Genomic DNA, 12,816 nt, shown 5'->3' with positions numbered 1-12,816 from the left:
CGCCCGGGCACACCCGGCGCGGTCAGACGACGGCCACCTCGATGCCCACGTCCCGCAGCTCGGCCACGCGCCCCGGGTCCGCCTCCGTGGTCGTGACGACGAGGCCGATGGACCCCGGGTCGACGAACGGCGCCAGCGCGCGCTCACCGAGCTTCGTCGAGTCGGCGACGACGACCGTGCGGCGCGCCGCCCGGCCCATCAGACGGCTGATCTCCGCCTCTCCCTCGTGGAACGCCATCCCCCCGTGCTCCGCGTCGAGCGCGTCCACCCCGAGGAACGCCACGTCGATCGTCACCTGGGTGAGCGTGTGCACGGCGAGCGGGCCGACGAGCTCGTAGGAGCGGGTGCGCGCGGTGCCGCCGGTCACGATGATCCGCACGTGCGAGCGCACCGTGAGGTCGTGCGCGATGTTCACCGCGTTCGTCACCACGGTCAGACGCTCGCCGTCCCGCAGCCCCTGCAGGTCGGGGTCGGTGGCGATGCCCTCCGCGACCATCGTGGTGGTCGTGCCACCGTTGAGCCCCACGACGTCACCCGGCTGCAGCAGGGACACGGCGTGCGCCGCGATCCGGTGCTTCTCGTCGGCCCGCCGCGCGGTCTTGTAGCGCAGCGGGAGGTCGTAGGCGACGGCCGTGGTGCGTGCCCCGCCCCGCGTGCGGGTGACGAGCTGCTGGCTGGCCAGCTCGACGAGGTCGCGCCGGACGGTCGCGGGCGACGCGTCGAGCTCGGTGACGAGCTCCTCCACGGTGACCTCGCCCCGCTGGGCGGCGAGCTCCAGGATGCGCGTGTGGCGGCTGTGCCGTGTCATCGGTCCCCGTCCTCGCTCCGGGCACGACGCGCCGGGCGGCACGGTGCCGCTCAGGACACTACTGGACGAGCCCGGGCCGGTCGCGGACGCTGCCGTGACCCGGGACGCGATCCCCTACCCTGTGCCGGTGCTCTCGCTGTCCGGCCTGATCCTGGTGGTCACCGTCGCCCTCCTCCTGCCCGCCACCGGCCTGGTCCTCGTGACCGGTCGACGGCGCCGTCGCCGCCACGCCGAGCCTCGACCGGCCGCCACGGTCGTCGCGGTCGCCGTCGGGCTCGCGCTCGCCGGCGGTGCCCTGGCGCTCCTCCTCGGGGCGCCGCCCGCGCGCGCCGCCGTCGCCGCCGCCGTCGTGGGCGGGTCGGTGCTCGGGTGGTGGCCTGCCGGCCGGTCGTGGGCCGTGCGCGGCCTGACCGCCTGGGCGCTCAGCGTGCTGGCCTCCGTGTCGTTCCTCACGTACACCGGCGTCTGGACCCTCACGGCCGGCCTCTCCCCGGTCGCCACGGTCGGGAGCGGCCTGCTGTGGCTCGTCGAGGCCTTCGTGGCGCTCATCGGCCTCGGCCACCTGTGGGAGTTCGTCGACGTCCTCACCCGCAGGCAGTGGCCGGCGTCGGCGGACCCGCGGCACCTGGCGCCGGGGACCGCCCGGCCGTTCGTGAGCCTGCACGTGCCGACGCACGACGAGCCGCCGGACATGGTGGTGGCCACCTTGCGGCAGCTGCTGCAGCAGCGGTACGACGCCTACGAGATCCTCGTGATCGACAACAACACGACCGACGAGGCCCTCTGGCGCCCCGTCGAGGCGTTCTGTGCGGCGCACGAGCGCCTCACGTTCCTGCACGTCGAGAACCTCGAGGGGTTCAAGAGCGGCGCGCTCAACCTCGCGCTGCGGCACACCGACCCGCGCGCGGAGATCATCGGCATCATCGACGCCGACTACCTCGTCGAGCCGGACTTCCTCGCGGACTGCGCCCCGATGTTCGCCGACCCGGAGCTGAGCTTCCTGCAGACCCCGCAGGACTACCGGGACTGGGACGTCTCCGCGTACTTCCGCCGCCTGTACTACTCGTACTCCTACTTCTTCGACGTGTCGCAGGCCAGCCGCAACGAGCGCAACGGCGCGATCTTCGGCGGCACCATGGGGCTCATCCGGAGGGACGCGCTCGAGGGCCAGGGCGGCTGGGACGAATGGTGCATCACCGAGGACGCCGAGCTCTCGCTCCGGCTGCTGCGCGCCGGCGGGCGCGGCATGCACGTGGACCGCTCCTACGGGCGCGGGGTGATGCCGCTGACCTTCGAGGCGCTCAAGCGCCAGCGCTTCCGGTGGTGCTTCGGTGGCATCCAGATCCTGCGCATGCACTGGCGCTCCCTGCTGCCCGGGCGCGCGACGCCGGCCAACCGGCTCACCCTGGCCCAGCGGTGGGCCTACCTGGTCGGCGGGCTCCAGTGGTTCGGCGACGTGGCCTCGGTGGTCTTCACCGGCTTCCTGCTCCTCGGGGCGGCCGACGCCGTCCTGGGGGCGGGCACGGTGGTGCGGCGCCTGTCCGACGTGCTCGTCCTGTGCACCGTGGTGCTGGTGGCGCTCGGACTGAGCCGCGCCGTCGTGCTCACGCGTCGCAGCTCCGGCGCCCGGTGGCGGGACGCGCTCGGGGCGTTCGGGCTGTGGGTCGCGCTCGGCTGGGTGGTGGCGTCCGCGTCCGTGCGCGGGCTGTTCGCCCGGGAGGGCGTCTTCCTGCGCACCCCCAAGCAGCGGGGCACCCTGAGCGTCGCCTTCGCGCTGCGCGCGAACCTCACCGAGCTCGTCGTCGGAGTGGTCGCCCTCGCGGTCGGTGCCGTGGCGGTCGCGCAGGGCACGGTCTCCGCGGGTGCGGTGGGCGCCCTGCTCTGCCTGCAGGGGGTGGGCTTCCTCCTGGCGCCGTACAACAGCATCGCCGCCCTCCGCAGCCACCTGCCCGAGGAGCTGGCCCGCCGCCGGCGCCGCGGTCTCACGTCGTGGGAGACCGCCTGGTGGGGCGGGACGGTCGCCGTGGGCGTCGCGATGGCCGCCGTCATCGCGGTCACGGTGTGGCCCTCGGAGCTCCCCGATCGCCCGTCCGTCCCGTCCGCCCTCCGGGCGGCTCGGGTGTCCACCGACGAGATCTTGCCCGACACGGACCTGGCGGGGCCGAAGGACCCCGCTGCCGCCGACGACGAGGCCGCCGACCCGGCGAGCACGACGGACGACGCCGGCACGGACGAGGTCCACCCGGACGCGACCGACGACGCCCCTGCCCCGGACGTCGAGCCGGCGGACGACACCGAACCCACGACTGGGCCGACGACCGAGCCCACGACCCGGCCCACCCCGACGCCGTCGGACGAGCCCGCAGGCACGCCGACGCCGACCACGACTGACCTTCCCGGGAACGGGACGACCCCCACCCAGGCTTCGCAACCCACCCCGTCGAACCGTCCGACGGATCCTCAGGCCTCGAGGGGCGGGCCGACCACCAAGCCGACCGCGCCGCCCGGGAAGGCGTCCTGACCCGGCGTGCTCACCGGGCGTCCTCAGCCGAGGGAGCTCAGCCCAGGCGCACCGGGTCGACGACGTCGGCGACGATGAGGACGGCGCCCGTCCCGACCAGGACCACGAACATCACGTAGGCCACCGGCATCATGCGTGCGACGTCCGCCGGGCCGGGGCGTGGCAGGCCCCGCAGCCGTGCCACGGTCCGCTTCGCGCCCTCGTACAGCGCGTTGACCACGTGCCCGCCGTCCAGCGGCAGCAGCGGGATGAGGTTGAACACGAACAGGGCGACGTTGAGCGCGGCGAGAAGGCTCAGCAGGTACTGCAGAGTGGTCTGCAGCGGAGCTTCAGCCGCCACGACGTCCACCGCCATCCGGCCGACGCCCACGACGGACATCACCGAGTCCTGCGAGCGCGGCTCGTCGGTGAACGCCTGCACCGCCGCGTCCCCGACGCGCGCCGGCAGCGTGACGATCAGCGCAGCCGTCCCCGAGACCTGCTGCCAGACCGCCTCGGGCACGGACGACAGCGGCAGCGGCTCGTACTCCTGCGTCGGCGTCACCCCCAGGAAGCCCGCGGTCTCGGTCACCGGCTGCCCGTCCGCGCCGACCTTCGCGACACCGTCCGCGTCCACGACCGGCACCTGCCGGTCGGCCGTCGTGACGGTCAGCGGCACGCGCGCGCCGTCGCGCTCCACGACGACCGGGACCTCCTGGTCCGGGGAGTCGGCGATCATCCCGGAGAGCTGGTCCCACGACGTGACCGCGGTGCCGTCCCACTCGACGATCTCGTCGCCGGCCTGCAGGCCCGCGGTGGCAGCGGGCGACGGCGTGGCGCCCTCGCCGCACACGGGCGCGCCGTCGGCCGTCGTCGACGTCGGCGTGCACTCGCTCACCGCACCGACCGTCGTGGTGATGGTCTGGGCGCCGATCCCCACGAGGACGACGAACGTCAGCACCACGGCGATGAGGAGGTTCATCACCGGGCCGCCGAGCATCACGACGAGCTTCTTCGGCGTGGACAGCCGGTAGAAGGCGCGGTGCTCCTCCCCGGGGCGGATCTCGCTCACGGACGCGTCGCGCGCGTCGGCGATGACCTGCCCGAAGAAGCCGCCGCCACGGCGGGCGCCGTCCGGCGCCGGCGGCATCATGCCGACCATCCGCACGTAGCCGCCCAGGGGGATCGCCTTGACGCCGTACTCGGTCTCGCCCTTGGTGCGCGACCAGAGCGTGGGCCCGAAGCCCACCATGTACTGGCTCACCCGCACGCCGAACTTCTTGGCGGGCACCATGTGGCCCACCTCGTGCAGGCCGATGGAGACGGCGAGGCCCACGACCATCACGGCGATGCCGATCACCCAGGCAAGAATCTGGTCCACGGTCACGAGCCTAGGTCACCGCTGCGCGGGCCCGGCACAGGTCGCCATCAGGTCGACACCAGGGCCGGCGCTGCTCGCGCGCGGCGCTCGTCAGGACCGCGCGAGGATCTCGTCGGCACGCGACCGCGCCCAGCGTTCGGTGTCCTCGACGGCGTCGAGCGTGACGTCGGCGGCAGCGACGCCGTCGTGCTCGCCCAGCACGCGCTCCACCGTCTCGACGATGTCGAGGAAGCCGATCCGGCCGGCGAGGAAGGCCGCGACGCCCTGCTCGTTCGCGGCGTTGTAGACCGCGGGGTGGGTGGCCGAGGCGGCAGCGGCTGCCCGGGCCAGCCCGACGGCGGGGAACGTCTGCTCGTCGAGCGGCTCGAACGTCCACGAGGCCGCACGCGTCCAGTCGCAGGGCGGCGAGACGACGTCGAGGCGGTCCGGCCACGACAGCCCGAGGGCGATCGGCAGGCGCATGTCCGGCGGCGACGCCTGCGCGATCGTGGACCCGTCGTGGAACTCGACCATCGAGTGCACCACCGACTGCGGGTGAACGACCACCGTGATGTCGTCCACCGGCACGTCGAACAGCAGGTGCGCCTCGATGAGCTCGAGCCCCTTGTTCATGAGCGACGCGGAGTTCACGGTCACGACGGGTCCCATCGACCACGTGGGGTGGTCGAGGGCCTCCGCGGCCGTCACCTTCTTGATGTCGTCGCGGCTGCGGCCGCGGAACGGCCCGCCGGACGCCGTGAGCACCAGGCGCCGCACCTCGTCGCGGGCCCCGCCGCGCAGCGCCTGCGCGATCGCGGAGTGCTCGGAGTCGACCGGCACGATCTGTCCCGGCGCGGCGGCGGCCTTGACCAGGGAGCCGCCCACGACGAGCGACTCCTTGTTCGCCAGCGCGAGCGAGGAACCCCCCGCGAGCGCCGCGAGGGTGGGGCGCAGGCCGACGGAGCCCGTGATGCCGTTGAGGACGACGTCGGCGCCCCGCCCCGCGAGCTCGGTCGCCGCGTCCGGTCCGGCGAGCACCTCGACGCCGCCCGCCGACGCGCCGAGGCGCGCGCCCAGCGCCGCACGCAGGTCGTCGGCGCGGCCGGCGTCGGCGACCGCGACGGCGCGCGCACCGACGGTGGCGACCTGGTCGGCCAGCAGCGCGACGTCCGTCCCGCCTGCGCTGAGCGCCTCCACCCGGAACCTGTCGGGATGCGCCAGCACGACGTCGATCGCCTGCGTCCCGATCGATCCGGTGGATCCGAGGAGGGTGACGGTACGGGGCGCGGAGGCTGCGGACATGTCGCCCATCATCCCAGGTGCGGGTCGCTCCCCGGTGGGACCGCACGGAGGGGCGATGCGCCGCCCGAGACGCAAGACTTCACCCGCTCGGGTGCTTGACTTCGCGTCGACCAGCACTTTCGCCCGGTCGCGCCGGGATGTGAGCGCGGTTACGTTCGCCTACATGCGTCCTCATCGCGTGATAGTCGGCAAGCCGCCCGTACGGGCTCTCGCCGGGCTCGTCGCACTCGTCACCGTCGCCGTCGTCGGGGTCGCGGCCCCGGCCTCCGCCGACGGCGACGGGGAGACCCACCGCATCTACGCGACCCGTGAGGGGCTGGTCGGCAAGCACACCGCCAACGGTCACAAGATCCGCAAGAACGACCACTTCGTCGCCCTCCCCTCGCGGCGCGCGCTCTCCCCGAAGGGCTCGGGTGCCTACAGCGTCCGGGTGTGCCGGGCGGGCAGCACGCGGTGCGAGTACGCGCCGGTGTGGGACGTCGGCCCGTGGAACAGTGTCGACGACTACTGGAGCGCCACCCGGCACGCCGCCCGCAGCCTGCCGAAGGGCACGCCGCAGGCGTCCGCGGCGTACCGCCTGGGGTACAACGGCGGCCGGGACCTCTACGGCCGCAAGGTCACCAACCCGGCGGGCATCGACCTCGCGGACGGCACCTACCGCGACGGCCTGGGGCTGCCCCGGAACGCCTGGATCGACGTGACCTACCTGTGGCAGGGCTCGGCCCGCACGGGCATCGTCGTCACCGACGGGCGCACCATGAACGTCCGGTCCGGGCCGAGCAGCGCGCGGGCGCGCACCGGGCTCGCGGCCAACACGGCGCGTGTGCCTCTCCTGTGCTACTCACGGGGGCAGTGGGTGTCCGGCAGCCGCGGCACGACGAACCTCTGGTACCGCATCGGCCGCAGCAACTGGGTGTCCGACGCCTATCTGAACACCGGCACGGGTCGTCCGGTCGCGCCGCACTGCTGACGCCGGCCCGGCTCAGGCACCGCCGGCCGCCGTGCCCACCGGGGCGCGCCCGGCGCGCTCCTCGACCCCCGTGCGCGACCAGGTGCCCGCGCCGGCGGCGAGCGCCACCGCCGTCGCCCCGACCACGACGGCGGCGGGGATCGGGAGGGACCCGACGCCGCCGGTCGCCACGACCACGGAGGCGAGCGCCGCACCGACCGCGATCCCGCCGTTGAAGACGACGGGGATCAGTGCGCCCGCCGTCGCCCGGCGCCCGGGCCCGCCGAGCCGGAGGATCAACGTCTGCGCCAGGGGCGGCAGCGCACCCGAGGCCACGCCCCACAGCACCACGACCACCACGCCGAGAGCGGGGTGCACGTCCACCACCACGAGCCCGAGCAGTGCCAGCGCCGTGCCCGCCGTGCTCACCACGAGCGCGGGCGCGGTCCGGGCGCCGAACCGACCCGCCAGGACCACCCCGAGCGCGGAGGCGAGCCCGAACGCCAGGAGCAGCGCGCTCACCCCGCCCGGCAGCGCCGCCGCGGGAGCCTCGACGATCCGCACGACGTACGTGTACGCGCCGTAGTGCCCCACCAGGAGGACGCCGACGATCGCCGTGACCGCGATCATCGGGCCCGGACCCGCCGCCGGCCCCTGCGCCGCGGAGGCACCGGCGGCGGAGCTCGCGTCCGGGGGCCGGACACCCGATGCCCGCGCGACGACGGCTCGCACGAGGACGGCGACGACGAGCGTCAGGACGGCGAGGCCGGCGAACGCCGCCCGCCAGCCGACGGCACGTGTCACGAGGCTCGCGAGCGGGGTGCCGAGCACCATACCGAGCGTGGCGCCGCCGAGCACGACCGCGACGGAGCGGCCTAGCAGGCGGTCGGGCACCAGGTCGGCGACGTGCGCGTTGGCGGTCGCCCACAGCAGCCCCACGGCCGCGGCCCCGCCCAGCCGGGCGCCCACCGCCACGCCGTAGGCCGGCGCGAGCGCCGTCGCGGCCGACGAGGCGGCCAGGACGGCGAGCGCGACCGCGATCACCGACCTGCGGTCCCGGCCTGCCACGAGGCGCACCAGGGGAAAGCTCGCGACCACCACGGTGGCCGCCCACACGGAGACGAGCAGCCCGGTGCGCGCCTCGTCCACCCCGAGCCCGGCGCTCATCTGCGGCAGCAGGGCGGTGGGCAGCATCTCGGCCGTCACCATCGTGAACGTGGCGCTGCCGAGCACCAGGAGGGACGGCCAGGGGAGGTCGGTCGCAGGTCGCCTTGTCGAGCGTGAGGTGGTCATGCCGACGACGCTAGAGTTTGACACCAATGTCAAGGTCAAGGGTGACCGGCGTCACCAGGAGGGGGAACCCATGAAGATCGGCGAGGTCGCTCGGCGCACGGGCGTGGCGACGCGTCTGGTCCGGTACTACGAGCAGCAGGGCCTGCTGACGGCGGAGCGCGCGGCGAACGGCTACCGGACGTACACCGACGCCGACGTCGAGCGGGTGGCCCGGGTGGCCGGCATGGTGCGAGCCGGCATCCCCACCCGGCTCATCAAGGTGCTGCTCGACATGGAGGAGACGGCCGCGCAGGACCGCCCGACCTGCACCCGCACCGTCGCGGACATGCTCGCCTCCGAGCTGGGCGGGATCGAGGACCGGATCGCCTGCCTCACCCGCAGCCGCGACACGATCCGCGACTTCCTCGTGCGCACGGAGCACGCCGCAATGCTGTCCGAGACGGTGGGTCACTCGACCCCGAGCAGCACCTCGATCGCGCGGGCGAAGAACCGGTCCACGGGCCCCTCGGCGTAAGCCTCCGAGCCCTTGGCCCGGCTGAACGTGGCCGAACGGATCTCGCCGGAGGTCAGCGGCTCCTGCCGGTCGAAGTAGGCGACCAGCCGGTCGCACAGCGCGTCCACGTCGTCCGTGTCGTAGCCGTGCGCGCCGCGCTCCGGGGGCGCGAACTTCTGGCCGTCGGGCCGGCCGAGGCGGCCGTACATCGTGCGCGCGCGGTCGGCGAGGGCAGCCATCCAGGCCTCCTGCCCGTGCGCGGCCACGTACTCCGCGCGCTGGCGTGCGATGAACGCGGCCTCCAGCCGGTCCAGCGCCGCGTCGACCTCGTGCGTGTCGTAACCGCCGCGCACCAGGTCGAACGTCGACACCTGGATGTCGGCGTGCGACAGGGGCTCCGCCGTGCGCCCCTCGTAGGCCTGCCGGGCGTGGTCGAAGAACTCCTCGACCTCGTCCCGGTCGTACCCGGTGCGCATCGCGGACACCGTGCTGAACAGCGTGCTCACTCGTCCTCCTCGGCAGCCAGCTGCCCGCAGGCGCCGTCGATGTCGCTCCCACGGGTGTCACGGATCGTGGTGGGGATGCCGTGACCGCGCAAGCGTGCCACAAACTCGTCCTCGACAGCACGGTCGCTCGCGGTCCAGATCGACCCGGGCGTGGGGTTGAGCGGGATGGGGTTCACGTGCACCCAGCCGCGCCCGCGAGCGTTGAGCTTCTCCCCCAGCAGGTCGGCGCGCCACCCGTGGTCGTTCATGTCCTTGATGAGGGCGTACTCGATCGACACGCGCCGGCCCGTGACCTCGAAGTAGCGCCGCGCGGCGTCCAGCGCCTCGTCCACGCTCCAGCGCGTGTTGATCGGCACCAGCTCGCTGCGCAGGTCGTCGTCGGGCGCGTGCAGGCTGAGGGCCAGGGTCACCGGGATCTCGAGCTTGGTGAGCTTCTCGATCGCGGGCACCAGGCCCACGGTGGAGACCGTGATGTTGCGGGCCGACATGCCGAAGCCCTCGGGCTGGGGCGCGACGAGCGCGCGCACCGTCTCGAAGACCGCCTTCGGGTTCGCGAGCGGCTCGCCCATGCCCATGAACACGAGGTTGTTCAGGCGCGTCGGGCCGCCGGGGATCTCGCCCTCCGCGAGCGAGCGGTTCGCGGCCCGCACCTGCTCGAGGATCTCCGCCGTCGAGAGGTTGCGCGTCAGACCCAGCTGGCCGGTCGCGCAGAAGGGGCAGGCCATGCCGCAGCCGGCCTGGGACGACACGCACAGCGTGGTCCGGCTCGGGTAGCGCATGAGCACCGACTCGACCTTGGCGTCGTCGAACAGGTGCCACAGGGTCTTGACCGTGGTGCCGCCGTCCGCCTCCAGCCTTCGCGTGGGACGGATGAGCTGCGGGAACATGGTCGACGCCATCGCCTCGCGCGTCTTCGCGGGCAGGTCGGTCATCTGCTCCGGGTCGGAGGTGTAGTGCTGGAAGTAGTGCGTCGCGAGCTGCTTGGCCCGGAACGGCTTCTCCCCCATCGCCTCCATCGACGCGACCCGCTCGGCGGGCGTCAGGTCGGCGAAGTGCTTCGGCGGCTTGCCCCGCCGGCGCGGCGCCATCTGCAGCGGCATGGGTGCGGTCTCGTCGCCGGGCCGGACCGCAGGGATCCCGAGGTCGGTGCCGGACGTCGCGGGACGGGCGGAGGTGGGGGGCATGACAGTTCCTTACAGGGCCGTCGACGGCGCCATGGTGAGCACGAGGTACACGAACGGGGCGGTGACGACCAGCGAGTCGAGGCGGTCCAGCACGCCCCCGTGACCCGGGAGCAGCGAACCCATGTCCTTCAATTCTAGGTCGCGCTTGATGAGCGACTCGGCGAGGTCGCCCACCGTGGCCGTGATCGCGGTGAGGACGCCCAGCACGATGCCCAGCAGCGGGCTGGCGCCGAGGGCGAGCACCGCGCCCGCCACACCGACCGCGGTGGCGAGCACGACCGAGCCCGCCAGCCCCTCCCAGGTCTTCTTCGGGCTCACGGTGGGCGCCAGCGGGTGGCGTCCCATCGTCACGCCGGCGATGTACCCACCGGTGTCGTTCGCGACGGCCAGCAGGATGAACAGCGCGACGCGCAGCTCGCCGTCGGGCTGGGCGAGCAGCAGGAGGACGAAGCCCGCCAGGAAGGGCACGTACGTCGCCGCGAAGACGGCGGCGGCCGAGTCGCGCAGGGCCTGCGGGCCCGGACCGTCGAGCACCCGCCAGACGACCACGGCGCCCACCGTCAGGACGTACGCGACCAGCAGCGCCTCCGGCCCCGACGTGTACGCCGAGACCACCATGCCCACCCCGCCCACCAGGAGCGGAAGCATCGGCAGATGGATGTCACGCCGCGCGAAGGCCTGGCGCAGCTCCCACAGCGCGGCGCCCACGGCGACGGCCGCCACGGCCACGAACGGCTCTGGCCGGAACCACAGGGACGCCGCCACCGCGACCAGCAGCAGCACGCCGACGGCGATCGCCGCGGGCAGGTTGCGGCCGGCGCGCGACGACGTCGGGTCGGTCGCCCCGCCGGTGGCCGGGTCCAGCGGGGTCGCGTCCTCGCCCGGCTCGAGGGGATGGGCCACCATCAGACCTCGAGCAGCTCGGTCTCCTTGCCGGCGAGCAGCTGGTCGACCGCCTCGACGTGCTTCTTCGTCAGCGACTCCAGCTCCTTCTCGGCGCGGGCCACCTCGTCCTCGCCGGCCTCGCCGTCCTTGACGATGCGGTCGAGCTCCTCCTTGGCCTTCCGACGCACGTTGCGCACGGAGATACGGGCGTCCTCCGCCTTCGTCTTGGCCATCTTCACGTAGTCCCGGCGCCGCTCCTCGGTGAGGGCGGGCATGACGATGCGGATCGAGTTGCCGTCGTTGGACGGGTTGACGCCCAGGTCGGACTCGCGCAGCGCCTTCTCGATCGTGGTCATCGACCCCTTGTCGAACGGGGAGATGAGCACCGTGCGCGCGTCGGGGATGTTGAACGACGCGAGCTGCTGCAGCGGCGTCGGCGCGCCGTAGTAGTCCACGGTGATCTTCGAGAACATGCCCGAGTTGGCGCGGCCCGTGCGGATCCCCGAGAACTCTTCCTTGGCGACCTCGATCGCCCTGTCCATCTTCTCCTCGGCCTCGAGGAGGGTGTCGTCGATCACCGGTGCTCCATTCTCGTCGTCGTGCTCGTCGTGCTCGTCGGTCGTGTCCTGCGTCGCGGTCCCGGCGCGGATCAGTGCGTGGTGACCAGCGTGCCGATCTTGTCGCCCAGCAGGGCGCGGGTCACGTTACCCGGCTCCTCCAGGCCGAAGACGCGCATCCGCACGTCGTTGTCCCGGCACAGGGAGAGCGCGGTGGCGTCCATCACGTTGAGGCCGCGCACCAGGGCGTCGGTGTACGTCAGGTGCTCGAGCCGCTCGGCGTCGGGGTCGGTGCGCGGGTCGGCGGAGTACACCGCGTCCACGCCGTTCTTGCCCATGAGCACCTCGTCGCAGTGCGTCTCCAGCGCGCGCTGCACCGAGACCGTGTCCGTGGAGAAGTACGGCATGCCGGCGCCGGCGCCGAAGATGACCACGCGACCCTTCTCGAGGTGGCGGATCGCCCGCAGCGGGATGTACGGCTCCGCGACCTGGCCCATCGTGATCGCGGTCTGCACGCGCGTGGTCACGCCGTCCTGCTCGAGGAAGTCCTGGAGCGCCAGGCAGTTCATCACCGTGCCGAGCATGCCCATGTAGTCCGCACGGGCCCGGTCCAGGCCGGCGCGCGAGAGCTCGGCCCCACGGAAGAAGTTCCCGCCGCCGGAGACGATCGCGACCTGCACGCCCTGGCGCACGGCCTCGCCGATCTCCTGGGCGATACGGCGCACGACGTCGGTCGCGAGGCCGACGCTGCCGCCGCCGAAGGTCTCGCCGGAGAGCTTCAGCAGCACCCGGCGCGCGGGCACGATCTCCCCCGCGGTCGCGGTCGGGGTGGTCTGGTTGGTCTCGGTCACGTGCGTCACCGTCGCTCTCTCGGTCTGTTCCGCGTGCCGTGTTGGTCATCCTCCGCGATCCTGGCACCGGACGGCGGATCCCGCCCCGTCAGGCGGCGCGGGCGGGTATGCGACAGGCCCGACCGCAC

At 73.4% G+C, this 12,816-nt stretch carries 12 protein-coding genes; 3 read left to right on the top strand and 9 right to left on the bottom strand.

Annotated features, from left to right (window positions below):
• Positions 1–22: 22 nt before the first annotated feature.
• A complete protein-coding gene (locus ACFT55_RS06935; RefSeq protein ID WP_380242961.1) occupies positions 23–808 on the bottom strand; it encodes a DeoR/GlpR family DNA-binding transcription regulator in 786 nt (261 codons plus the stop codon).
• 127 nt (positions 809–935) lie between these two features.
• Between ACFT55_RS06935 and ACFT55_RS06930 the strand changes: the two genes are divergently transcribed.
• Positions 936–3,329 carry a glycosyltransferase gene (locus ACFT55_RS06930; RefSeq protein ID WP_380242959.1) on the top strand — a complete coding sequence of 798 codons (2,394 nt, stop codon included), beginning with the start codon at positions 936–938 and terminating at the stop codon, positions 3,327–3,329.
• Positions 3,330–3,366: 37 nt separating this feature from the next.
• Here the strand turns inward: ACFT55_RS06930 and ACFT55_RS06925 are convergent, their stop codons facing one another.
• The gene (locus ACFT55_RS06925) at positions 3,367–4,689 is read right to left on the bottom strand and encodes a M50 family metallopeptidase (RefSeq protein ID WP_380242957.1); all 1,323 of its coding nucleotides are present in this window, start codon (positions 4,687–4,689) and stop codon (positions 3,367–3,369) included.
• A gap of 90 nt (positions 4,690–4,779) precedes the next feature.
• Entirely contained in the window at positions 4,780–5,970 is a 1,191-nt protein-coding gene (gene dxr / locus ACFT55_RS06920) for a 1-deoxy-D-xylulose-5-phosphate reductoisomerase (RefSeq protein WP_380242955.1), read from the bottom strand.
• A 163-nt stretch (positions 5,971–6,133) separates the two neighbouring features.
• Here dxr and ACFT55_RS06915 point away from each other — a divergent pair, with 163 nt between their 5' ends.
• Complete coding sequence (locus tag ACFT55_RS06915; RefSeq protein ID WP_380242953.1) at positions 6,134–6,940, top strand: hypothetical protein; 807 nt, start codon at positions 6,134–6,136, stop codon at positions 6,938–6,940.
• Between the two features lie 12 nt (positions 6,941–6,952).
• Here the strand turns inward: ACFT55_RS06915 and ACFT55_RS06910 are convergent, their stop codons facing one another.
• The gene (locus ACFT55_RS06910; protein ID WP_380242951.1) at positions 6,953–8,212 is read right to left on the bottom strand and encodes an MFS transporter; all 1,260 of its coding nucleotides are present in this window, start codon (positions 8,210–8,212) and stop codon (positions 6,953–6,955) included.
• Positions 8,213–8,282: 70 nt separating this feature from the next.
• Here ACFT55_RS06910 and ACFT55_RS06905 point away from each other — a divergent pair, with 70 nt between their 5' ends.
• Positions 8,283–8,726 (top strand): MerR family transcriptional regulator, encoded by a 444-nt coding sequence (locus tag ACFT55_RS06905; protein ID WP_380242949.1) that lies wholly within the window; start codon positions 8,283–8,285, stop codon positions 8,724–8,726.
• On the opposite strand, the gene ACFT55_RS06900 is transcribed toward ACFT55_RS06905, so the two are convergent.
• From ACFT55_RS06900 to pyrH, 5 genes are all read right to left on the bottom strand, one after another.
• On the bottom strand, positions 8,660–9,211 hold the full coding sequence (locus tag ACFT55_RS06900; protein WP_380242947.1) for a DivIVA domain-containing protein: 552 nt from the start codon (positions 9,209–9,211) through the stop codon (positions 8,660–8,662). The genes ACFT55_RS06905 and ACFT55_RS06900 overlap by 67 nt on opposite strands.
• A complete protein-coding gene (gene rlmN / locus ACFT55_RS06895; RefSeq protein WP_380242994.1) occupies positions 9,208–10,299 on the bottom strand; it encodes a 23S rRNA (adenine(2503)-C(2))-methyltransferase RlmN in 1,092 nt (363 codons plus the stop codon). The genes ACFT55_RS06900 and rlmN overlap by 4 nt, the downstream gene beginning before the upstream one ends.
• A 105-nt stretch (positions 10,300–10,404) precedes the next feature.
• Positions 10,405–11,301, bottom strand: a complete 897-nt coding sequence (locus tag ACFT55_RS06890; RefSeq protein ID WP_380242945.1) for a phosphatidate cytidylyltransferase — start codon at positions 11,299–11,301, stop codon at positions 10,405–10,407.
• A complete protein-coding gene (gene frr / locus ACFT55_RS06885; RefSeq protein WP_380242943.1) occupies positions 11,301–11,858 on the bottom strand; it encodes a ribosome recycling factor in 558 nt (185 codons plus the stop codon). The genes ACFT55_RS06890 and frr overlap by 1 nt, the downstream gene beginning before the upstream one ends.
• Positions 11,859–11,929: 71 nt before the next feature.
• Positions 11,930–12,688, bottom strand: a complete 759-nt coding sequence (pyrH, locus tag ACFT55_RS06880) for a UMP kinase (protein ID WP_380242941.1) — start codon at positions 12,686–12,688, stop codon at positions 11,930–11,932.
• Positions 12,689–12,816: the final 128 nt, after the last annotated feature.

Source organism: Isoptericola sp. NPDC057191, assembly GCF_042670225.1.
GTDB lineage: Bacteria > Actinomycetota > Actinomycetes > Actinomycetales > Cellulomonadaceae > Isoptericola.
The sequence above is the reverse complement of the archived record's forward strand: the minus strand, read 5'-3'. Positions and strand labels throughout refer to the sequence as shown.

Bases quoted from the DNA above. Each gene is read 5' to 3' on its own strand.
- ACFT55_RS06935 (WP_380242961.1), bottom strand. From the start codon at position 808: ATGACACGGCACAGCCGCCACACGCGCATCCTGGAGCTCGCCGCCCAG.
- dxr (WP_380242955.1), bottom strand. From the start codon at position 5,970: ATGTCCGCAGCCTCCGCGCCCCGTACCGTCACCCTCCTCGGATCCACC.
- ACFT55_RS06915 (WP_380242953.1), top strand. From the start codon at position 6,134: ATGCGTCCTCATCGCGTGATAGTCGGCAAGCCGCCCGTACGGGCTCTC.
- ACFT55_RS06910 (WP_380242951.1), bottom strand. From the start codon at position 8,212: ATGACCACCTCACGCTCGACAAGGCGACCTGCGACCGACCTCCCCTGG.
- ACFT55_RS06905 (WP_380242949.1), top strand. From the start codon at position 8,283: ATGAAGATCGGCGAGGTCGCTCGGCGCACGGGCGTGGCGACGCGTCTG.
- rlmN (WP_380242994.1), bottom strand. From the start codon at position 10,299: ATGGCGCCGCGCCGGCGGGGCAAGCCGCCGAAGCACTTCGCCGACCTG.
- ACFT55_RS06890 (WP_380242945.1), bottom strand. From the start codon at position 11,301: ATGGTGGCCCATCCCCTCGAGCCGGGCGAGGACGCGACCCCGCTGGAC.